This window comes from Nostoc sp. WHI (assembly GCF_015714725.1).
GTDB lineage: Bacteria > Cyanobacteriota > Cyanobacteriia > Cyanobacteriales > Nostocaceae > Nostoc.
Map to the genome: position 1 here is coordinate 16,925 of NZ_WBKM01000063.1, position 22,187 is coordinate 39,111.

The 22,187-nt window shown below is 42.4% G+C and carries 23 protein-coding genes, 1 tRNA gene and 1 pseudogene; 15 read left to right on the forward strand and 10 right to left on the reverse strand.

The window, feature by feature from the left end:
- Window positions 1-47 precede the first annotated feature (47 nt).
- The 3 genes from F8S12_RS06490 to F8S12_RS06500 all read right to left on the reverse strand — a co-directional run bounded on the left by F8S12_RS06490 (window position 48) and on the right by F8S12_RS06500 (window position 2,003).
- Window positions 48-118: transfer RNA gene (locus F8S12_RS06490), tRNA-Cys, on the reverse strand.
- Between the two features lie 392 nt (window positions 119-510).
- Window positions 511-1,101, reverse strand: a complete 591-nt coding sequence (locus F8S12_RS06495) for a chromophore lyase CpcT/CpeT (protein ID WP_196515509.1) — start codon at window positions 1,099-1,101, stop codon at window positions 511-513.
- Between the two features lie 290 nt (window positions 1,102-1,391).
- Window positions 1,392-2,003 (reverse strand): glutathione S-transferase family protein, encoded by a 612-nt coding sequence (locus F8S12_RS06500; protein WP_196515510.1) that lies wholly within the window; start codon window positions 2,001-2,003, stop codon window positions 1,392-1,394.
- A gap of 191 nt (window positions 2,004-2,194) precedes the next feature.
- On the opposite strand from F8S12_RS06500, the gene F8S12_RS06505 reads away from it, so the two are divergent.
- The 5 genes from F8S12_RS06505 (at window position 2,195) to F8S12_RS06525 (ending at window position 6,707) form a co-directional block, all read left to right on the forward strand.
- Window positions 2,195-2,944: an SOS response-associated peptidase gene (locus tag F8S12_RS06505; protein WP_196515511.1), complete on the forward strand. Its 750-nt coding sequence runs from the start codon at window positions 2,195-2,197 to the stop codon at window positions 2,942-2,944.
- Window positions 2,945-3,130: 186 nt separating this feature from the next.
- Entirely contained in the window at window positions 3,131-3,652 is a 522-nt protein-coding gene (locus F8S12_RS06510) for a photosystem I assembly protein Ycf3 (protein WP_196515512.1), read from the forward strand.
- Window positions 3,653-3,721: 69 nt separating this feature from the next.
- The gene (gatC, locus tag F8S12_RS06515; RefSeq protein ID WP_196515513.1) at window positions 3,722-4,012 is read left to right on the forward strand and encodes an Asp-tRNA(Asn)/Glu-tRNA(Gln) amidotransferase subunit GatC; all 291 of its coding nucleotides are present in this window, start codon (window positions 3,722-3,724) and stop codon (window positions 4,010-4,012) included.
- Between the two features lie 35 nt (window positions 4,013-4,047).
- A complete protein-coding gene (locus F8S12_RS06520) occupies window positions 4,048-5,016 on the forward strand; it encodes a glutathione S-transferase family protein (protein WP_196515514.1) in 969 nt (322 codons plus the stop codon).
- A 1,178-nt stretch (window positions 5,017-6,194) separates the two neighbouring features.
- A complete protein-coding gene (locus tag F8S12_RS06525) occupies window positions 6,195-6,707 on the forward strand; it encodes a hypothetical protein (protein WP_196515515.1) in 513 nt (170 codons plus the stop codon).
- Between the two features lie 68 nt (window positions 6,708-6,775).
- Here the strand turns inward: F8S12_RS06525 and F8S12_RS06530 are convergent, their stop codons facing one another.
- Both F8S12_RS06530 and F8S12_RS40370 read right to left on the reverse strand, forming a co-directional pair.
- The gene (locus F8S12_RS06530; RefSeq protein WP_196515516.1) at window positions 6,776-7,357 is read right to left on the reverse strand and encodes a thioredoxin family protein; all 582 of its coding nucleotides are present in this window, start codon (window positions 7,355-7,357) and stop codon (window positions 6,776-6,778) included.
- Between the two features lie 134 nt (window positions 7,358-7,491).
- Window positions 7,492-7,575 (reverse strand): annotated as a pseudogene (locus F8S12_RS40370) (high light inducible protein); the annotation flags it as partial.
- A 229-nt stretch (window positions 7,576-7,804) separates the two neighbouring features.
- Between F8S12_RS40370 and thyX the strand changes: the two are divergent.
- The 3 genes from thyX to F8S12_RS06545 all read left to right on the forward strand — a co-directional run bounded on the left by thyX (window position 7,805) and on the right by F8S12_RS06545 (window position 10,517).
- A complete protein-coding gene (gene thyX, locus F8S12_RS06535) occupies window positions 7,805-8,527 on the forward strand; it encodes an FAD-dependent thymidylate synthase (RefSeq protein WP_196515517.1) in 723 nt (240 codons plus the stop codon).
- Between the two features lie 102 nt (window positions 8,528-8,629).
- Entirely contained in the window at window positions 8,630-9,514 is an 885-nt protein-coding gene (locus tag F8S12_RS06540) for an Rpn family recombination-promoting nuclease/putative transposase (protein ID WP_196515518.1), read from the forward strand.
- Between the two features lie 316 nt (window positions 9,515-9,830).
- Window positions 9,831-10,517 (forward strand): dCTP deaminase domain-containing protein, encoded by a 687-nt coding sequence (locus tag F8S12_RS06545; RefSeq protein ID WP_196515519.1) that lies wholly within the window; start codon window positions 9,831-9,833, stop codon window positions 10,515-10,517.
- Window positions 10,518-10,550: 33 nt separating this feature from the next.
- On the opposite strand, the gene dcd is transcribed toward F8S12_RS06545, so the two are convergent.
- Window positions 10,551-11,132 carry a dCTP deaminase gene (dcd, locus tag F8S12_RS06550; protein WP_196515520.1) on the reverse strand — a complete coding sequence of 194 codons (582 nt, stop codon included), beginning with the start codon at window positions 11,130-11,132 and terminating at the stop codon, window positions 10,551-10,553.
- 55 nt (window positions 11,133-11,187) lie between these two features.
- Entirely contained in the window at window positions 11,188-11,724 is a 537-nt protein-coding gene (locus tag F8S12_RS06555; RefSeq protein WP_196515521.1) for a P-loop NTPase family protein, read from the reverse strand.
- 332 nt (window positions 11,725-12,056) lie between these two features.
- Between F8S12_RS06555 and F8S12_RS06560 the strand changes: the two genes are divergently transcribed.
- The 7 genes from F8S12_RS06560 (at window position 12,057) to F8S12_RS06590 (ending at window position 17,289) form a co-directional block, all read left to right on the forward strand.
- Complete coding sequence (locus F8S12_RS06560) at window positions 12,057-12,680, forward strand: adenylate kinase family protein (protein WP_196515522.1); 624 nt, start codon at window positions 12,057-12,059, stop codon at window positions 12,678-12,680.
- 199 nt (window positions 12,681-12,879) lie between these two features.
- A complete protein-coding gene (gene rph / locus F8S12_RS06565; RefSeq protein WP_196515523.1) occupies window positions 12,880-13,623 on the forward strand; it encodes a ribonuclease PH in 744 nt (247 codons plus the stop codon).
- Between the two features lie 308 nt (window positions 13,624-13,931).
- Window positions 13,932-14,654, forward strand: coding sequence for a 6-phosphogluconolactonase (gene pgl, locus F8S12_RS06570; RefSeq protein ID WP_196515524.1), 723 nt, complete (start codon window positions 13,932-13,934; stop codon window positions 14,652-14,654).
- A gap of 245 nt (window positions 14,655-14,899) precedes the next feature.
- On the forward strand, window positions 14,900-15,772 hold the full coding sequence (locus tag F8S12_RS06575; protein ID WP_196515525.1) for an FHA domain-containing protein: 873 nt from the start codon (window positions 14,900-14,902) through the stop codon (window positions 15,770-15,772).
- A gap of 331 nt (window positions 15,773-16,103) precedes the next feature.
- Window positions 16,104-16,847, forward strand: coding sequence for a M50 family metallopeptidase (locus F8S12_RS06580; RefSeq protein ID WP_196515526.1), 744 nt, complete (start codon window positions 16,104-16,106; stop codon window positions 16,845-16,847).
- Complete coding sequence (locus tag F8S12_RS06585; protein WP_196515527.1) at window positions 16,847-17,032, forward strand: hypothetical protein; 186 nt, start codon at window positions 16,847-16,849, stop codon at window positions 17,030-17,032. The genes F8S12_RS06580 and F8S12_RS06585 overlap by 1 nt, the downstream gene beginning before the upstream one ends.
- Entirely contained in the window at window positions 17,029-17,289 is a 261-nt protein-coding gene (locus F8S12_RS06590; protein ID WP_331001359.1) for a hypothetical protein, read from the forward strand. The genes F8S12_RS06585 and F8S12_RS06590 overlap by 4 nt, the downstream gene beginning before the upstream one ends.
- A gap of 196 nt (window positions 17,290-17,485) precedes the next feature.
- Here F8S12_RS06590 and F8S12_RS06595 read toward each other — a convergent pair whose 3' ends face one another.
- From F8S12_RS06595 to atpD, 3 genes are all read right to left on the reverse strand, one after another.
- On the reverse strand, window positions 17,486-19,615 hold the full coding sequence (locus tag F8S12_RS06595) for an SPFH domain-containing protein (RefSeq protein WP_196515528.1): 2,130 nt from the start codon (window positions 19,613-19,615) through the stop codon (window positions 17,486-17,488).
- Window positions 19,616-19,767: 152 nt separating this feature from the next.
- Entirely contained in the window at window positions 19,768-20,181 is a 414-nt protein-coding gene (atpC, locus tag F8S12_RS06600) for an ATP synthase F1 subunit epsilon (RefSeq protein WP_196515529.1), read from the reverse strand.
- A 200-nt stretch (window positions 20,182-20,381) separates the two neighbouring features.
- The gene (gene atpD / locus F8S12_RS06605; RefSeq protein WP_196515530.1) at window positions 20,382-21,830 is read right to left on the reverse strand and encodes a F0F1 ATP synthase subunit beta; all 1,449 of its coding nucleotides are present in this window, start codon (window positions 21,828-21,830) and stop codon (window positions 20,382-20,384) included.
- Window positions 21,831-22,187: the final 357 nt, after the last annotated feature.

The following is a 22,187-nucleotide window of genomic DNA, read 5'->3' on the forward strand; positions in this document are numbered from 1 at the left end:
TATCAAAAAAGCCTTTTATGTGATTTTGAATTGTCTTAAAAGACTAAAGGCGGCACCCGGATTTGAACCGGGGGTGGAGGTTTTGCAGACCTCTGCCTTACCACTTGGCTATGCCGCCATACCCATGAATTTCTATATTACCAATATCTTACCTAAATTTGCATCCTCTAAGTGAAGAAATTTTTCAGCTTCTTACCAATCAGAAATTAATAGCCTCTTTGCATCTAGAGAGATACTATCACTGAGTATATAAAGTACATAAAATGATTGATATAGTCAAGTATTTACACTCCGGCTTACGAGTGTCCTAAAATACAAAGCATCTAATTTATATCTGAGGATTGACCAACAACTTCCTGGTTTTCGCCTGCTGAAGCTGTATGCCAATAGCAGATGCAAAGCTTGGGTTGAGCAAGTTCCTTATTTTCGTCCAATGTTATTAACTGCTATAGGATATTATAAAAATCAGGAGTTATGAGTTTTAACTTCTCACTCTTAACTCCTAACTTGTTACACCTTCACTTCATCAGCAAAACTGCCCCAACGGACAAAGTGAAATGGTCCAGCGATAGACCCCCAAAGATGTTCATTGGTGTCTAAATCCCTTCCCCTATCAAGGCTGAAAAATTTTTCAGCGTCAATCTCAAATTCATTATCCAGATAAGTATTTTTGCCGTCACGAATGACAATACAACCTTTACCAGGTTCAACTTTACCTTTGAAGCTCTGACCTGTCCACTCTACAACCATGTTGCAACCTGTCATTTTTCCCAGTTGGTCAAGGGATAAGACTTTTAGGCGTTCGGGGTCACGGGATGCGCCATAAAACTTTTGTTCTTCTTTAATTGTGTAGTGTTCGATGACAATATGGTTTTCTGCCTGAATCAACTTCATTACCCGCATCCGGTAGGGTTGATTGAGCATAAAATCATAAGCTTGTTCGAGAAACAAGCTCACCCCAGAGAATAGTTCCAAAGGTAAGGGACGGATACACACGCGAATGTGGGCATAAAAAGGGGGATTTTCAAAAGCTTGTTCTTGATTGCTAAAGTCAGCCGCCATCCAGCGGGCTAAGGTGGCGATATCAGTAGAATGAGTCATTGCAAGATGATAACCAGTTGCTTAAAAATTATCTAGGAGTATTTTGACACTTCTCTGACTGAAAAATCCTAGCTGTGATACATTCTCTGCCAGACGCTACGCGAACAGTGGGCTTTGCCTATGCAATTTTTTGGATAAATACTATGATTGATACTCCAATCAAAGATATTTTAGCCGAATTAAATTGCACTCTTGAAAGCAAAAATCTGACGCTACCTGAATCTTCAGAAATTTTAGACTTCCAGTTATTACAGCAGCAGTGCTCCCCGAAAGAAACTCGCAAAACCGAATTATGCTTGTGTAATACTGATATACCTTGGCTGGGATTTGACTGTTTCTATCCATGCTTGGATAGCAGGAAATTGTGTCAAATTAAACCCACCTTCATCAGCTATATGAGTGGAAGCGAACAAGGCTATATCAGCAATCGTGTAACGCTCTCCCACAAAAAAAGTGTGAGAACTTAAATGTTTTTCCATCAAGCTAAATGCTGCATAACCTACTTCATGTTTTTGCTTTATAGCTGCACTATATTCTTCAGTTTTACCTAAAATAGAAATCCAAAATCTTGATGTAGCAATAAAAGGTTCATGGCTATACTGTTCAAAACATAACCATTGCAACACTTGCGCTCGTAAAAAGCGGTCATAGGGTAAAAATTCTGTGTATTCACTCAGATACACCAAAATGGCATTTGATTCTGCCAAGTACTTACCTGGCTCGATTTCCAGAACAGGTACCTTCCCGTTGGGATTTTTACTTAAAAATTCTGGTGTTCGAGTCTCGCCTTTCAAGATGTTAAGCTCTACCCTCTCAAAAGGCATACCTAGTTGTGTCAATAAAAGACGGATTTTATAACCATTACCACAAGGTAAAAAATCGTACAAACGCAGTAGTTCCATGCTAAAATACAGTTAATAAAATGTTGGTAAGTAAAAGTTCAAAGTACAATATTTTACCAAAAGATTTTCCAAAAACCGGATATTTTTTTTATATTTACCTTCTGAGTACTACACAAAATTATCCTAAAAAATAAAAAAAGTATTATTTATTTCTAAATTGAGATGTTTAGTTAGTGGTCGAGAATAAAAGTATGTGTGGAAGATTTACTCTAAACCAGTCGGCAGCAGCTTTAGCTCAAGTTTTCCATGTTCAAGAAGTTCAGGATTTAGCAGCTGAATATAACATCGCACCTACGCGAATGGTGGCCACAGTGTTACAAAACCCTGAAAGCGAAAAGCGTGAATTTAAGCAGTTGCATTGGGGGTTAATTCCCTCATGGGCAAAAGATTCAAGGATGGGGGTAAAGCTGATTAACGCTAGAGCAGAAACTGTTGCCGAAAAACCCGCTTTTCGGTCAGCTTTTAAGCATCGACGCTGTTTAGTGCTAGCTGATGGCTTTTATGAGTGGCAACGGCAGCAAGGTAAGAAGCAGCCGTTTTATTTTCGTCTTCAAGATGGGCAACCCTTCGGTTTTGCAGGTTTGTGGGAGAGATGGCGATGCCTACGGCAACCCGTTCGCGTAGCGTCTCCGACAGGAGAAGCGGGAACGCCTGCTAACGAGGAAATAATCTCTTGTACAATTTTGACAACGGCAGCCAACGAATTACTCCAACCTATCCACGAGCGGATGCCAGTGATTCTAGAGCCGCAAGATTACGATTTATGGCTAGATTCCCAAGTGCAAACGCCCCAAATCTTACAACAGCTATTGCGTCCTTATCCAGCGCCAGCAATGACTGCTTATCCAGTTAGCACGTTGGTAAACAACTCTCGACATAATAGTCCGCAGTGCATCATACCCCTCAGTGATCAGAATGCCCCCACAAATCAGTTAAATTAGCTATTGAGTGTGCTAGAGGATTGGGGAGATGAGGGAGATGGAGAAACAGGGAAGAAAAACTATTGATTATTGCCCAATGCCTCATGCCCAATACTTCTCTCCGTTCGCGTAGCGTGTCGCAGACAGAGGCTGCGCCAACGGCAACGCTCAGTACAAGTGCCCCATGCCCAATACCCAGAAACAAATATGCCAAGAACACAAAAAAACGATAATTTTGTTGACAAGTCCTTTACAGTGATGGCGGATATCATCTTAAAGCTCCTGCCAGCCAACAAAAAAGCTAAAGAAGCGTTTGTTTATTATCGAGATGGTATGTCAGCCCAAGCAGAGGGGGAATATGCCGAGGCCTTGGATTATTATGAAGAAGCTTTAACACTAGAGGAAGACACCAACGATCGCGGCTATATTCTCTATAATATGGGGCTAATCTATGCCAGCAATGGCGACCACCACAAAGCTTTAGAACTGTATCACCAAGCAGTTGAGTTAAACCCACGCCTACCACAAGCCTTGAACAACATCGCCGTGATTTATCATTACCAAGGCGAGAAGGCAAAAGAATCTGGTGATAACGACGCTGGCGAGGCACTGTTTGACCAAGCAGCAGACTACTGGATTCGAGCTATTCGCATGGCTCCCAATAACTACATCGAAGCCCAAAACTGGTTAAAAACCACTGGGCGATCGCAAATTGACGTATTCTTCTAAAAGTGAGGAGTTATGAATTATGAATTATGAATCATTAACTCCTAACTCCTAACTCCTAACCAAAAAAATATGATTGACCAAGAACAAGTTCACAAAGTAGCTAATCTTGCTCGTTTAGAATTGACTCCAGAAGAAGAGGAACAATTCACTACCCAGTTGGGAAATATTCTGGATTATATCCAACAGTTGAATGAACTTGATGTCAGTAATGTACCCCCAACAACACGGGCAATTGATGTCAGTAATATCACACGTGAGGATGAGTTGCAACCCTATCCTGACCGGGAAAGCATTCTCAACAGTGCACCTGAACAGGAAGGTGAATTTTTCAAAGTACCAAAAATCCTCAATGCTGAATAGTCAAAAGCTACTAATTATTGACTAAGGAGATAATTATGGGTTTGGGAATCTTAAAAGATGGTAAGTGGCTATCTGAACGAGAACAAGAAGACTCTAAAGGTAGGTTTGTTCGTCCATCAACAACTTTTCGTAGTCAAATTACAGCCGATAGTTCTAGTGGATTAAAAGCTGAACCTGGGCGCTATCATTTGTATATTTCTTGGGCTTGTCCTTGGGCATGTCGCACTGCAATTATCCGTCAGTTGAAAGGACTCCAAGATGTCATCGGTTTATCGGTAGTTGCTGCGGAAATTGATCAAAATAGCTGGGAATTTGGCGATGAACCAGGGTGCATTCCCGATACAGTCAACGGTACTCAATATCTTTGGCAACTTTATCTGAAGGCTGACCCCGACTATAGTGGACGGGTGACAGTTCCAGTTTTATGGGACACCCAAAAAGGGACAATTGTCAATAATGAATCGCGCGAAATCATTCAGATGTTTGATACCGAATTCAATGCTTTCGCTAAACAAAATATCAACTTTTATCCAGAACATTTGCAAAAAGTAATTGACGAGACGATTGATGCAATTTATCAACCAATAAATAACGGTGTGTACCGTGCAGGATTTGCTACTACTCAGTCGGCTTATGATGAAGCGGTAACGGAATTATTCGCGGCTCTTGATTATTGGGAAAAAATATTAAGAAATCAACGCTATCTCTGTGGGGATCAAATTACTGAAGCAGACTGGTGTATGTTCACTACTCTGTTTCGCTTTGATACGGTTTATTATGTGCATTTCAAATGCAACTTACGCCGAATTGTAGATTATCCTAATCTGTGGAATTATCTCAAAGAACTTTACCAACTGCCGGGAGTTAAGGAAACTTGCAACCTTGACCACATTAAACGGCATTATTATAAAAGCCATCCCCAGGTTAATCCAACTCGCATCGTTCCAAAAGGGCCGCTGATTGATTTTGATGCACCCCACGACCGTGAGCAAGTATTTGCTTAATAAGTAGTTTCGGACAGAATTAATTACACAATGTCGTTGCGCTAAACGCGCGTTCGCAGAGCGTCTCTAAGGGTTGGGATTGCAACTCTTAGAGACGCTTTGCTTGCAATTACTGTAAATATTTTTGTTCATTTACTTATTGCCGATTTTGTAATCGTTCGGATGTGATATGAAAATCTTGTTTCCAGATTCTCATCTCGACTTTATCCATTTTTATGAAACGCGAAACCTGATGCTAAAACCTTTATGGGATTCTGGTTTTACTTTTTCGATTTCACCTCAAATCAGTGACGATGGAAAAAGTTTTTACCCAAAAACCAGAGTTTTTGCCAAATAACGAAGTTTAGCTTCTTTGATTTGGATAAAGTCGAGCTAAGAGAAGTCCTTGAATTTCGGTTTTACCTTGATAGGACTTACGCAAAACTACACGGGGTAGGGGCAATTCATGAATTGCCCCTACCTAAAAATCAGGGTTTCAGCTATTGTTTGCGTAAGTCCTACTTGAATTAAAGCGTCCAACATCAAAGTACGGCAAGAGATAGATTTATTTATCCGCAGGCACTTGGATGCGATTCTGTAAAGATAGCCCAAAATCCCAAAATAAGGTCGCTGAATAATTAACTTGTGAGAAAGGTTTTCTTGAGTTTCTACGGTTATAACAGAAGCTGACATTAGGATACACTGGCTTTTGAATACATCAGAAGTTTATCACCGACTTCATTTGCCGTTGCTGGTTACTTACTCCCTAGTATCCTATCGCTTTTTGCTGTATAAAACTTACTAAAATTTACGGTAAGTCTCCCTCAAGAAGGTTTCTTAGCATCTACAACGACTCATACTGTTTTGAGGCTATAGCCTTAGAATATTTACAAGCTTTACTTACGAATTAGCTCTCTCTAGAAAAAGCACCGTTTTTACTGTCTAAGCTCACATCCTACCTATTTCTATCCAGATTTGTGTAGCTTAACAAATCAGCGAATTCAGTTAATATAGCGGTGTGCAGTTGAGTGAGATACAAAAACTTTGCTGAAATGATTTGACAGCAAGGATTTTGGTGTTCTCATCCAATCGATAACCGCTATATTAAGCCTGTTTTACTATTTAGTTTCTTACCCCGACTTATTAGACCCTTAGTATTCATTTCATTTTGTTCATAGCTTTTAGCTTTTATTGCTCTCATGCTGACCCATCACCGCAAGCCCGTGTGCTTATCGCTTATTTCCACTGATTTACCAATCTGGTCTGTTGTCGAAACTGCCGGGACATTGTATCAAAAAGACACTAATCGGTTCCATTTACTGTTGACTGCACCGCCCCTAATTAGCTGTGAAGTAGAAAGTGTCCTCAGTCCAAAGGACACAGTTTCCCAAACTACGAGCAAAGCTTGCGCCCCCAACAGTCCCAGAATTTTGTGGCTTGAGATTTCCCCTTACCGGGTAATCATGACTATGCAAGGTAATGCTCAAGTGAGTTACCGTCACTTCTGGGAAAAGGGTGTTTATGGTATTAGTCGTTACTGGTTGCCAACTGAGTCATTGCAATCTAACGATCCTATTCGTTTACGGAATTTTACTAGTAGTTTAGCTCTCAATGGACACCCTTTACCAGAGCATTTACGACTGGAATATGAATTGTGGTCAGAAAAAGTCCAGCTAGGACGCTACATCCTTAATTTAGAAATTAAACATTGATAGTCATGGGAATTAGGGAGTGGGGATTGAATTTCAGCTAATACCCAATCCCTAATCCCTAATCTCTTTCAACCAAAATAATTGGGTTGGTTTCCAGGTTTCCATTTAATATTGCAACCAACACTCGGCTTTTGCTCGCTTGTAACAGGTTTACCCGCTAGCACTGCTTCAATGGCTGCGCGTAAATCTGCGCCTGTTACAGGTTTACCATTACTGGGGCGGCTATCATCTAATTGTCCCCGATAAACAAGTTGGCGTTCGCCATCAAATACAAAAAAATCTGGTGTGCAAGCTGCTGTGTAAGCCTTCGCCGTTTCTTGGCTCTCGTCGTAGCATAAGGTAAAATTAAACCCTAGTTCTGTGGCAAATGCTTGTAACGACTCTGGCGCATCATCTGGGTAATTTTTTGCATCATTAGCACTGATCGCAACGATCGCTAAATCACTTGTAAAATAATCTTTTCCTAACTGCGCTAATTCTTGTTGGACGTGCTTTACAAATGGGCAATGCCGACAAATAAACATTACCAAGAGTGCTTTTTTATTTGCAAAGGTGGAAAGTGAAGTTGCCTTTCCAGATACCACTTCCGGTAAATGAAAATCTGGTGCTTTTGTGCCAAGCGGGAGCATAGTTGAAGCAGTTAAAGCCATAGTTCACCCTATATTTTTACGCTGATAACGGCTTTTGCTATCAGTATATTTTTACTCTACCACTAAGTTTTCCATAAATATAAGAGACGGTAAATTTACCGCTTTGCTGAGAGTTATGTTACAAAAATTATTTTTTACAGACTTGTCAAAACACCAATGATACCGTGTCCTGTCAATACTTCTAATGCTATCAGAGAGACAAAAACAATCATTGCTAAAGTACTACTGAATTCAATTATAGCAGTGTTTGTACGGATGGATTTTTCCCTGTCTTCTCTGTTATTTGAATAGCTGTAACAATATTATTAATATTTGTAAAGTATCTTAATCTGCTCAAGTAGAAGTCCAAGCCAGAGATATGATGGATCGAGTTCAAAGCCATGTCTAACCAACAGGCTCCACTTCTTCATCAGCACTTTCAGTCACAAATCCATTCCCCAACAACTAATGCATCGATTTCGAGTAGAGGTTATTGCCAAAACACCAAACCCCCAGCAGGTGATTTATGCCGCGATGCACCAGGACTATACTGATGGGTTCGTGTTTGATGAGCGCGACTCCTGGCCCTCAGAGTCACAAAGTGGCGAAGTTATTGTTAAGCGACTTTTAGCGGGTGAGAGGGGACACTATGGGCCTTTAGAGCATCCCCAGATTGTTTTTAACTGTGGCTACTTTCCCCACAGCGTCATGCAGCAGGCTCGTACTCATCGTGTGGGAGTATCATTTGATGTTCAGTCTTTTAGGTACACAGGCAACCAATTTATTGATGTATTAGAAGATAAAAAAGACATAGAAGATGTTTTTTATTTACGTCCCGTTGGTTCTTACACTGATAGACAAGGCAAAAAATACTATTATTCACCAGAGCAAAGAGCAGCAGATTTGCAATGGTGTCTAGAAGCAGCTAAACGATATAAAGCTGATTTTGAGGGTGGAATGTCTGAAGAACACGCAAGAGGTAAAGTGCCTTTTGATTATCGCCAGCATTTTGTAGTTAGTTTCAATTTAAGGTCTTTCTTGCATTTTTGTGACCTGAGAAATAAGAAAGATGCTCAACTTGAAATTCAAAAGTTGTGTGAAATGATGTGGCCTCATTTTGAAAATTGGGCGCCTGCGATCGCACAATGGTATGAAAAGCAGCGTCTAGGTAAGGCAAGATTAGCACCATAATCATAATTTTGGGGCAATTCATACTGAATTCTGACGCCAAGCCGCGAGCGCCTCCGGCTCCGCTCCTGAATTCTTCTTATAAAAAATTAGTAAAATGCTTTCATGCGTCGAGACTCAATATTTTATAAACTGTTTCAACAGTCTCCCACCTTGCTGTTTGAACTACTGGCAAATCCTCCAAATAATGCAGATAGTTATCGTTTTGATTCAGTCGCCGTTAAAGAACCGAAATTTGAAATTGACGGAGTATTTCTACCACCTGAAAGTGATGGTGCTGGAGTTGTATATTTTTGCGAGGTGCAGTTCCAAAAAGATGAACAACTTTATGAGAGAGTATGGGCTGAATCTTCGTTATATTTTTACCGCAACCGTTCCAGATTTAGCGACTGGCAAGCAGTGATAATTTACCCGTCGCGCAGTATCGAACAAAGCGATATTCATCCTCATCGCTCATTGCTAAAGGGCGGACAAGTACATCGGGTGTATTTAGATGAATTAGGGTATATCCGTCAATTACCTATATGGGTGGCGCTGATGGTATTAACTACAGTGGATGAAGAACAAGCACCAGAAGAAGCAAGGTATTTGTTAACAAGAACCACTCAAGAAATGCTATCACCATCGAGTCGCGCCATAATTGAATTAATAACGACGATCATGGTGTATAGATTTGAACAATTAACTCAAGCGGAGGTAGAGTCTATGCTAGGAATCACGCTTAAGGAAACGCGAGTTTACCGAGAAATTAAAGAAGAAGGACGTGAGGAAGGACGTGAGGAAGGACGTGAGGAAGGACGTGAGGAAGGACGTGAGGAAGCAACAGCTAATCTTATTCTCCGGCAATTGACTAAGCGATTTGGGGAACTTTCTGAAGAAATACGCTCCTCAATTTCTGGTTTACCTTTGCCTGTGCTGGAAGATTTGAGTGAAGCACTGTTAGATTTTACTAGTTTGGTTGATTTACAGGTTTGGCTAAAAGTGCGATGAAGGTTTAGACTATCTCATATAGACTTTTGCAGGATGATGGATATTCAAATCGTAGGAATCCTCATCATAAAAAAAGTTGGCTCGTGTGCTTTGATCATGTCCGCATCGCCCCAATCGCTACAACTTAGTATTCACGAATATCAATTGAATTGCTTAGAATTTAGACAGTGTAACAATTTTTAGTTACTCCTAGTATTTACATGGCTACATTACGTAGTTTATGGCACAGTTTTTTATTCTTGGATTCTGTTTGATAGAGTAAGGTTACTAAATATAACAGTATAATAGATGACAGTTTTTTAATATCGGCAAAAAGATGAGTGTTATTCCGTTTATATTGGATGGTAGTAACAAAACAGTTGTAGAGACTACCGAAGAGTATGAAAAAGCTGGTGGTCTTGAAGGAGACGTAATTTTTATACTAAATCTTGACACCAAACAAATTCGTAATACAGAGTCTAGCAATGCAACTTATGATTTAAAAGTTGGTGATGAGTACAGAGATCACAGAGACTTTGGTAAAACTGATTTGTTGGATAACGGCAAAATATCTCTTCAACCAGGGGCTACTGTCATTATTGAGACAGCCGAAGAAGTGAAATTCCCCAAATCTAGATTTGGTCATGTAGTTCCAAAAGTATCTCTTTTGCAACATGGTTTATCTAATACATCATCCAAGATAGACCCTGGATACCAAGGAAAACTTTCCATTACAGTTTTCAATTTAGGTAAAAGAAACATTGAACTTAAGAAAGGACAAGTTTTTTGTACACTTTATGTAATTGATGTCAAAGAAGGAGTTATTCCTTATCAGAAAGGATCTAAAAGAATTGCTGGAAACTCTAGAAAGGATGTCTTAAGTAGACTTAAAGATTTTGTTGAGACAAATCAAATCTATTTTACTATTATTCTAACTATCGCAACTATATTTTTAACAGGAGTTCAAATTGTACAGATTTTACAGTCTGTACAGCAACAGGATGTACAAAAATTCCCTAAATAAAGCAGAGAGAAAATTAAATAATTCTTTTGAAGCTTAAACCTTAGCTAGAGTTACACCCTTTAGCTGGTCTTGATACTTACCCTGGCGTGCTTCGTAATTAACAGCGCAGGGTTCTCCCTCCAAAAACATCAATTGTACTATTCCTTCACTAGCGTAAATGCGGCAATCAGCGCTAGAAGCGTTGGATAACTCTAGTGTCAAATAACCGCGCCAAGCAGCTTCGGCTGGAGTAACATTTGCAATTATTCCACAACGAGCATAAGTACTCTTACCTATACAAATTACTGTAATATTATCTGGTATTTCCAGCCTTTCAAGGGCAACCCCAAGGCCATAGGAGTGGGCAGGCAGAATGAAGTATTTGCCATTAACATCTGTATGGAGTTCTGTTCGCTCCAAGTTCTCAGGATTAAAATTCTTAGGATCTACTACAGTGCCTGGAATATGCCTAAAAATGCGAAAATCATCTGGTGATAGCCTGATGTCATAGCCAAAGCTGCTAAGACCAAATGAAATTACAGGTAAATTCTCAAGGTGACGTATTAAGCTTGGCTCAAAGGGCGAAATCAAACCCTGTTGAGCCATTTCAGTAATCCAGATATCGTTTTTAATCACAACTTCACGCTAATTCAAACCGAATTACTAGGATATCCTGAATTGAGTATTTTGTTTAGGGTCGATGACTTCGACGGATCTCTGTAATTTGATCTGCTACATCCAAGAGAGATTTCGGCATCTCTGGCCCTGTAAGAATGATATCAACCTGGGGAGGGCGTTTTGTCAGAAACGCTAAAACTTCCGTTTCAGGAATTAAACCAAAGTTGATCGCTAAACTTAACTCATCTAAGACAACGAGAGAATATTTACTCTCACACACTACCTGTTGTGTATACTGCCACAGCTTTTGTAAAGCTTGGTTTTCCGTATCGTCTAAATGCGGTGTATCAATACAACGAGGCAAATCACAGCGAATCCAATCTAAATTCTGTCCTAGTTGTATGGGATGTTCCTGTCCTTGACGAATACCTCCTTTGAGGAACTGTACTATTAATACTGGCGTTCCTTGTCCAGCTATTCTCAGTGATTGAGCTATAACGCTCGTAAAAAAATTGCGATGGGAGCTAGTGAAAACTTGCACTAGTCCTTCAACTGGATATGGTAAGGTAAGGGTTGAATTTATACTTGGGGTTTCTAGCTGGGCAACCATAGGGTAAAGTTCAAAAAGTTACAATAAATTAAAGGTTTGTTCTGGCGGTACTTGTTACAAATCTGCCTGTATAATCAATCTGTTTTTCACAGGTGTGGTGGATTTGGCAAATTGCATTCTTAGTCAAACACTACGTTTGTGCTAAAGTCAAGAGTTATTTTCGTTTTTTCCCTGAAAGTAGTTGTAAAAATTAAAACATATAAGTTAGAGTTCCAATTATTTAAAAAAGCTGGGCATAACGTCTGAAAATCGCTAAATGTTAGATTTTCCGGTTGTTTGGGCAAAACAAACTTAGCAAGTGGTGAATTTAACAGGATGAGGAGTGAATTTTTGTGAGATTGGTGATTCTGGGAGGTTCAGGATCGGGTAAAAGTACTCAAGCACAAAAGCTTTGCAGATACTTTGATCTTCCTCTAATTTCTACAGGAGAGATTTTACGGAAAGCGATATCTGGCGATAAGCTCCTCCAGGAGTTCCAATGGTCAGAAGCCGACCCCCGGATTTCTCTTTCGGTTTACGCTAGCTTGAATGAACTAGGTTACCACGCACAGCCCTATATGCAAAAAGGGGAGTTGGTTCCAGATGAAATGATCATTGAATTGATCCGAATTCGCCTCAGACAACCAGATATTGACTACGATTGGGTGTTAGAGGGCTATCCCCGTACTGCCTTCCAAGCTGAAGAATTAGATTTTTTGTTGGATAATTTAGGGCAAAAGCTAGATTGGGCAATTTATCTCCAAGTGCCGGAAGCAGTCATGGTTAATCGATCCTTGGGGCGATCGCTACCAGATGACCAACCCGAAATCGTGCAACGCCGTGTAGAATTATTCTACGATCGCACCATTCCCATCTTAGAATATTACGACCGTCGTCGCTGCTTGTTGACCATCGACGGCGACCAGTCACCAGAGATGGTGCAGCAAAGTATTTTGACTCTGCTTGCAGTTCCTTAGAAAAGGAGCAGGGGAGTAAGAATTTTAGATTTTAGACTTGTCGTGAGCGTTCAGTCGAACGATTTTGGATTTTAGATTGGAATTTAATCCAAAATCTAAAATCCAAAATCCAAAATTGAATTGCCCAATACCCTTAAAATGATGATTTGCAACACTAAGGTAACCTTAAGGCAGTATTGTAAAACTTGAGGCAACTCCAATGGCTTGGCAGCGTCCAGACGGTCGGATTCCCTACGAACTACGTCCGATCAGCTTTTACCCTAATTTCACCCGCTTTGCTCCCGGTTCTGTTCTCGCAAGATGCGGTGATACTCAAGTACTTTGTACTGTTAGCGTTACTCAAGGAGTTCCGAAGTTTCTCGAAGGAACTGGTAAAGGCTGGTTAACAGCTGAGTACCGGATGTTACCATCTGCTACTCAAAAACGCCAAGAAAGGGAATTATTGAAATTATCTGGACGGACGCAAGAAATTCAACGTCTAATTGGACGCAGCTTACGTGCAGCAGTGGATTTTGAGGCATTGGGAGAACGCACTCTGACTGTGGATACTGATGTTTTACAAGCAGACGCTGGAACTCGGACAACGGCTATTACAGGCTCTTTTGTGGCGTTGGCTCATGCGATTTCTAAATTGTTGCAGCAGGGGGTGTTGGAGCGATCGCCTCTGTGTGGACAGGTAGCAGCAGTTTCCGTAGGATTACTGGAGGGAGAGCCATTTTTGGATCTCAATTATATTGAAGATGTGGCTGCAACAGTAGATTTTAATGTGGTAATGAATCAACACCTGGGAATCATTGAAGTCCAAGGAACAGCCGAAGAAGGCAGCTTCAGCCGCACTCAATTGGATCAGCTGCTAGATGTCGCTCAAAAAGGAATTCAGGAATTGTTAATTGCCCAACGCGAAGCGATCGCTGACTGGGAAGCCCTGTTTGTGGGAGATTGATAATATCTCATTACCCAGTGCAAAATGAAGTGATTAATTAGTTTTATTAATTTTTAATAAGAATTAATAAATATATCCTCTGTGGCGTTAATCAACAAAGTATCAAGTAACTGGGTGTAAATAAAAATAGTCATTGAGATGTAGTTAATCATACTAACTACTGTCAACTTACCGTTGAAGGTGATCAGGTGCGTCTACATTTTTCAACCCTATCTAATCCACGATGTTAAATGTTTCAAAAGTTAAAAATGGGATTGCAATAAGTTCGGTATTGTATTGCTGGAAGCGAGTAATATGATGAAGAAGCCATGAACAAAACCGTTGAAGTTCTATCGGATAAGCCAGCGCTGGTTGCACGAGCGCTAGAATTGATTCTGTCCAAGTTAGAAACTGCCATTGAGCAGCGTGGGCAGTTTACTATTGCCTTATCTGGCGGCAGTACACCTAAGCCGTTATATGAAGCGATCGCTAATCAAAAACTACCTTGGGATAAAATTCATCTATTCTGGGGGGATGAGCGTTACGTACCATCAGATCATCCCGATAGCAATGAACTAATGACACGGCGTGCGTGGCTAGATCACGTTGATATCCCGGCAGCTAACATTCACCCTGTACCGACTTTGGAAGCCAATCCAGAACTGGCTGCTGCTAAGTATGAACAACAGCTCAAAGAATTTTTCAATTCTTCTGGAGTCGCCTTTCCCTCGTTGGATGTAGTATTATTAGGAATGGGTGATGATGCACATACTGCATCTTTGTTTCCCCACACAGAGGCTCTCAAAGTAAGCGATCGCCTAGTTACTGTGGGTAACAAAGACGGAAACCTGCGGATAACTTTCACATACCCCTTCATCAACTCCGCTCACAGCGTGATTTTTCTGGTTACTGGTGCTAATAAACGACCAGCTTTGGCGCAAGTCTTTGCACCTGTAGCCGATGACTTCACTTACCCATCCCGCTTAATTCAGCCCCAAGGAGAACTTTGGTGGCTGCTGGATGCGGCAGCAGGTTTGGAACTTCAACATTGAACTTGGGCATTGGGCAATTCAATTTTAGATTTTGGATTGAGGATTTTGGATTAAATTTCAATTCTTTAATCTAAAATCCAAAATCTAAAATCTAAAATTCTTACTCCCCTACTCCCCTTCCCCGCCTAAGAGCGTCCAATTCATCGTTCCATCAGCAGTAATTGCTAGAATCTAAAGCTAGGGCCGCCTTCTGCTTGCTAGTCCTACCTATATTTATGATGATCTTGAACAAAGGCTAAATATCGATGATCGTCTGCCCTAATTGCAATCATCCCAACCCTGATGGGGCTGTCCAGTGTGAAGCTTGCTATACACCGTTACCCGCGACTACTAACTGTCCCAGTTGTGGGGCAACTGTGCAGGCAGATGCTGCATTCTGCGGTCAGTGTGGCTATAACCTCCACTCATCGGGAGTTCCACACGTTCATACTCCGGTAGCTGCAACAGTTACTCCCGATATTTCTGTGGAAGTACCGCCCTTAGTTCCACCCGATCCACTGTTAGAACTTTTACAACCAGATGCCTTGGGAATAAGCGAATCTACTAACTCTCATCCCTCTGGCTCATTTTTACCACCAACAGAGATGGCAGTTCCCTCAGTAGCTTCGCAACAGGTATCTGTTACAGAAAGCAGCTCCCCAGAACCAGCGCCAACCGTCCCAGATCAACCCGTAGTCTCTGTACAAAGTATTCCTACTCCACCACCTTTGGAACCAGCGCCAGCCTTTGAAGCCGAAGCACCCCCGCCAGTAGCACCAACTGCAACTGCCGCCAGAACGCAACTACAGCAGCTTACAGCGCGGTTAATCTACGTTCAAAGCGATCAGTTAATCGAATTGCCGCAAAATGTCTCTGTGATTCATATTGGCAAACCCAATGATCGGATTCCCCCAGATATAGATGTTTCAGGATTTCCCAATTCAGAAATCGTCTCGCGGATTCATGCAGATATTCGCATTGAGGGAGACGCTCACTATGTTGAAGACGTGGGGAGTTCTAATGGTACTTACATTAATAATTCGCCGCTTTTACCGGGGAATCGTCATCGTTTGCGACCAGGCGATCGCATCAGTTTGGGTAAAGGAGACTTGATGACATTCCTGTTTCAACTTGCTTAACTGATTCTCTATCAATTGTGACATCAGTCTAGGCAATTTCAGCTTATCCTCCGGTATCCATTTTGGAGGAGAAACGAATGAACCGCATCAGACAAGCGACGGATAACTATGTTGTTCTTAATAGCGCCATAGTCAATAGCCGTCGCTTTGAGGTGTGAATTGTTGCACTGTTCAGCAACTCCATTACCTTAATAATTAAACTAAGATGGATGAAAATAGGCTGCAAATTTTGGATAGAAGGGATAATCTAAAATCCAAAATCGAATATCCCCAAATTCCTATATTAAGGCAATCTAAAATCTAAAATCTAAAATCTAAAATTGAGTGACCTATGAGGGAACCAAGCAAAAATTTTGAAACCTTGCTCACCAAAGAAGCCCCGCCAGTTGTTGAACGCATGGGGCTAACCTGGCTCATTGCAGCAGCTATCGCAACTGCTTTACTGTGGCAACTACCAGGAGGTGATTACATCTTATACCCATTTACGATCCTGGCAACCTGGTTTCATGAAATGGGTCACGGCTTAATGGCAGTCTTATTAGGGGGACAGTTTCAAAAATTACAAATTTTTAGCAATGGTTCTGGTGTTGCAACTTATGGCATCCGGTCGTCATTGGGGCCAATTGGCCCAGCAATGGTTGCAGCAGCCGGGCCAATGGGGCCGCCTCTTGCCGGTGCAGCTTTGATTTTAGCTTCTCGCAGTTTCAAAACAGCTTCCCTGAGTTTAAAAATTTTAGGGAGTTTTTTGCTATTTTCAACATTAATTTGGGTACGTTCCTGGTTTGGATTGGTGGCAATTCCCTTGCTGGGTTTAATAATCTTAGCTATCGCCCTGAAAGCACCTCGTTGGGCACAGGGATTTGTTATTCAATTTCTGGGTGTACAAGCTTGTGTAAGTACGTACCATCAACTTGATTATCTATTTAGTAGGTCTGCTGGCCCTCTTGGACTCTCTGATACAGCGCAAATGCAGAGGTATTTGCTTTTACCTTACTGGTTTTGGGGCGGGTTAATGGCGATCGCATCTCTGGTGATTTTAGTCCAAAGTCTCCGCGTTGCCTATCGTTCGGAGTAATGAGTAAGAGGCACCATCAAAAGTCAATTGAATCTTTAACTCAAAGAATTACTGAACATCAAGAAAAGATTAGACTGGAATCACAGAAGAGTTTTCCTGACGAAGGTTTAATTAAGCATTGGGAAAAAGAGATTCGTGCCTTTGACAAGGCAATCCAACAAGCGCGTAAAAGATTGGGACAATGAATATGCAGATTAGCGATCGCCCTCTTCCAGTCACGAATTCAACCCTCAGTATCTTGATTGCTGAATTAAGTACAGAATGCATGAAAGTGCAAGCCTTGGTTAACCAATTACAGTTAACGGGTTTAACTGCTACCCAACAAGCTGAGATTCTGGCAGAACTCCTAGCTGCTGCCGTTCATCTGCATAATCATTGTGACGAAGATTTTCAGATACTAATTGCTGAGGAAATAGAAAACTTGCCTGATGATGAGGATTGAATGCTTCTTGGCTTTGCTGAATTGAAGTATGAAATTTAAAAATTCGCTCTTTTAAACTCTTACTCTCTGCGTCTGGGCGCCTCTGCGTGAGATCACATCCAGTTGTCTAAATAAAGGAAAAAGGAAAAAACTTTAAATCTTTTCCTTTTTTTCGCCTTTTCCTAAACTTTACAAACTTTGGTTCTATTCTCCCAACTTACTTATCCCCTGGAAAATTCACAACTATAGGTGGAAAACCGTTGTCTGCGGTTGGTTGTGCTTTGGTAACTATCGGTTGGGGATGCAAAGGTGTTGGTGTGAATTCACCCTTACCAGTTTGATTCCATAAAATCATCGATAGTAACCCATCTACTAAGCCGTTATTGCTGCCATTACTGCCAACTAAGACATCTGGAATCAAGCGGACATTGCGATCGCCTATAATCTGCATTAGTTGCATAGCCGTATAACCTTGTGATCCCAAGGCTTCCACACCAGCGCGGTAGGTTTCAGCTTTAGCGTTACCTGTGGCACGAATACCTTCAGCCTCAGCAATTGCCCGGAGTTTTGTCCCCTCAGCTTCACCATTCGCCTGCTTGATTTGGGCTTGGGCTTTTAGGTCAGCAATATGTACACTCTGCTCCGATTTCACCATTTCCTGCTGGATATTAGCCAGTGCCGTTTCCCGGACAAGTTGCTGCCGTTGGGTTTGCGCCATTTGCTGGACTTCATAAGTCTTGCGTTCTTCTTCAGCAATTTTCCGGTCTGTCTGTGTCTGCATTAGTGATGCTGGTGGCTGAATATCACCAATCAGAGTGTCGATCGCTTGCACGTCATAAGCCCGTAAAGCTGTTTTAATATACTCAGCAGCCTCAGTTTGTCGCTCACTCCGAGCAGTCAGAAAGTCTAGTACAGTACAGTTTTGGGCTGAGTTGCGGAAATAATTACCGATAGTCGGTTCTAATACATGGTCTACTAAATTTTGCATTGCACCGACGCGAGAAATCACCTTCGGGGCATCTAAAGCACCCACATGGATAATTTGTGCTACTTCTAAATCAAAGGCAAATCCATCACGCGATCGCACTGTCAAGGAAGCTAGTTGAGCATCATAGCTGTGGCGTTCAGTCCGATCTGACCAATTTAATACTATGTTAGTCGTCGGCACTAGCTCCATCTTCATAATCCGAGAATTAATCGGATGTTTACCAGGATATAGCGGTTCGATCCACACACCCTTATGTCCAGGATTAACCAAGTTACCGTGGGTGAAAGCTGCACCGCTAACATCTTGATGCGCCTTACCCACGAAAGAAATCACCACACCGACATATCCAATGGGAATTTCCGTCATCGGCACTTGCTCAACCTGAACAAACCAAGGATTCAAGTTCCAAGAACCAGAAAGCAAGGTCTGCTCTTGTAAACCTCGCCGTCCACCTCCATCAATAAATTTCTGACCATTTTGGAAGTTATTGTGTTCGTCAATTATTGGGCCTGCGAGTTCACCAGCAGAAATTGGTACGCCATCTAAGGTAGTGACAATGCCAACTTTGTCAGATGCCAAACTGTACACCCGCAACTGTTCTGGAGTCATGCCATGAGCGCTGGCATTTGATGCCACGATCACTTTAAACAGGGCGGTGTTAATCCGATATGTACCAGCCGTGAGAAAACCCATCTGTCGCCCTTTTTCCCCGCCTTGGCTAAGAAATTTCCGAGCATCTTGGAAGTTGTCACAAGTTACAATTTTGCCTAAAATCCGCTCTGGTGGATTGGATTCACCATCTGCGGCAACAATCAAAGCGATTTCCCCCTGAGGAACGACAATTACTGACTCTTTCTTTACAGAATACTGCCAAGGCCAATAGCCCCAGTGCCAACCAGGAGCTAAAGTATCTGCTTGTAAGCCAGCTTCCCCGTTAAGGGCAATTAAACTTCCGGCGGGGAGTCCGCGCCCGGAAACAGTAAATTTCCTCACCACAATGCCGACTTCACGTTCGCCGATAACCACCAGTCCGCCAAAGAATAGGGGGACAAATATGACTAAACCGCCGACAAGTATGATGGGGATAAGTACAAAAGCATCAATTCCAGCAGCTTGATATTGAGTTTTGCTAGCTTGTAACTGAGCAATATTTGGTTTGGTCTGATTTAGCTGGACAGTGGCTGAAGCGATTTCTTTTGCAGTAATTATTTTTACAGAAGTAGCATTGTCAGAATGAATACTACCAGCGTTCGTCAAAGACGTTGGCGCAGCGATCGCTAAAGCTGCTACAAGAGATGCTGCAAGACAAACTACCTTATTTTGTTTACGCGTACCAAGTAAAGAAGAAAAGCTTTTCATAATTTGTGCCCATCTGGGCAACTAATTAGTTAACTTAACACTTCACCAAGACTTGCCTCGATTTCTTAAACTTGGCATAATTTTTTTAAAATTAATAAATATTTTGTAGGTTGGATATTACCCAACCTACAAAGTTGAAATAGAAAGTTCAATTAGACCAAACCGCCAGCCGCTTGAAACCGAGCGCGGGCGCGTTTAAAGGCTTGGTTTGCTTGAATTTGGGCTTGGCGATCGTCTCCTGCAACTTGATTCAGCCGCGCTTCAGCTTGGTTATAAGCAGTACGAGCTTCATCAAGGTTAATTTTGTCGCCACGTTCAGCGCCGTTAACCAGAATTGTCACTTCATTTTCTTCGACTTCGGCAAAACCACCCAAAAGAGCGATCGCTTGCCAAGGCTGATTTTTAGCGGCGCGGACTCGCATCACACCAGTATCCAGGGCGGTCAAAAGTGGTGCGTGTCCAGTTAGGATACCTAGTTGCCCAGTAGTGCTAGGCAAAACTATTTCTTCAGCTGGGGCATCCCACACTGTTTTGTCTGGGGAAATTACACGAACGGTTAATGTCATTTGTCCTTTGTCCTTTGTCCTTTGTCGTTTATAATTTGCCACTAGCCATTAGCGATCGCACTAATGACCCTTACGGGTGACGCTCGATGACTCGCTACCGCTACGCTATCGCCAGTCACTCATGGGGGAAACCCCCTTGGCGCAAGCCTCTCCCTTTGGGAGAAGACTGCGCTGGCTCACTAATGACGAATGACGAATGACTAACCTTTGATTTTTTCAGCTTTAGCGATGGCTTCGTTAATATCGCCAACCAAGTAGAAAGCCTGTTCTGGCAGAGCATCCAACTCACCAGACAGAATCTTTTGGAATCCTTTGATGGTATCTTCCAACTTCACGTACTTACCAGGAGAGCCGGTAAACACTTCTGCCACAAAGAACGGCTGGGACAAGAAGCGCTCAACCTTCCGCGCCCGCGCTACGATCAGACGATCATCTTCAGACAACTCATCTAGACCGAGAATGGCGATAATGTCCTGGAGTTCTTTATAGCGTTGCAGAGTTGATTGCACCGCCCGAGCAGTATTGTAATGTTCCTCACCGACAATATTCGGCTGGAGCATTGTGGAAGTTGAATTCAGGGGGTCAACTGCGGGATAAATTCCCTTAGATGCCAAACCGCGAGACAGCACTGTTGTACCGTCCAAGTGGGCGAAGGTGGTAGCAGGTGCGGGGTCGGTGAGGTCGTCCGCAGGTACGTACACTGCCTGAATGGATGTAATCGAACCCTCTGTAGTTGAGGTAATCCGCTCTTGCAGTTCACCCACGTCGGTTCCCAATGTGGGCTGATATCCTACTGCTGAGGGCATCCGACCCAGTAGCGCCGATACTTCCGAACCTGCTTGCACAAACCGGAAAATGTTGTCAATAAACAGCAGCACATCCTGCTTGCTCACGTCCCGGAAGTACTCAGCCATTGTCAATCCCGAAAGACCAACCCGCATTCTTGCTCCAGGTGGCTCGTTCATCTGACCGTAAACTAGAGCAATCTTGGAATCATTGAGGCTTTCGTTATTGATTACCCCAGATTCGATCATTTCGTTGTAGAGGTCATTGCCCTCACGGGTGCGTTCACCCACACCAGCAAAAACGGATACTCCACCATGCTGAGTAGCAATGTTGTTGATCAATTCCATCATGATCACGGTCTTACCAACACCAGCACCGCCGAACAGACCAATCTTACCGCCGCGTCGATAGGGAGTTAGGAGGTCAACAACTTTAATCCCAGTCTCGAACACCGAAGGTTTGGTTTCTAGGTCAGTGAATTTGGGAGCAGAGCGGTGAATGGGTAAAGTTGCCTCAGCATTTACAGGGCCCCTTTCGTCTACAGGTTCACCAAGGACGTTAAAAATCCGACCCAACGTGGCTTTACCAACTGGTACGCTGATGGGAGCGCCTGTATCTACGACTTCCAAACCGCGCACTAAGCCTTCGGTGGAGCTCATCGCAACAGTCCGCACCTGGTTGTCGCCCAGCAATTGCTGTACTTCAACAGTGAGGTTGATTTCCTGTCCAGCTTCATTGGTGCCTTTGATTTTCAAAGCGTTGTAGATTTGTGGCAATTTCCCGCCGGGAAATTTAACGTCTACAACTGGGCCAATGATTTGGGTAATGTAACCAATGTTTGTTTTTTCTGCGGTTGTTACCATGCTGCGCCTAATGATTGAAGCTATATTTCAGATAAGGTCTTAGAAGACATAAAATCAAGCAATGTCACCTTTCAGATTAGCACTGAACGCCCCCCCTCTACGCCATAAATTGATCCTTAAGACTGGGGCTTGGGGATCAATTTACGGCTAAGTTTTTGCAGGGGGCTGGGGGAAATTCAAAATCAAATGACTCGCCGCTAGGTTGGGCGCTCTGCCCTATGGGTTTCCTAGTCCAGCATTAGGATTATATACAGGACTTACGCAGGGACTGCGATTTTACGTCATTACGAGCGTTCGCGTCTCGTTGGCGCAGCCTCTCGTAGAGAAGCTACGGTGTACACACAAGTCGAAAAAAGC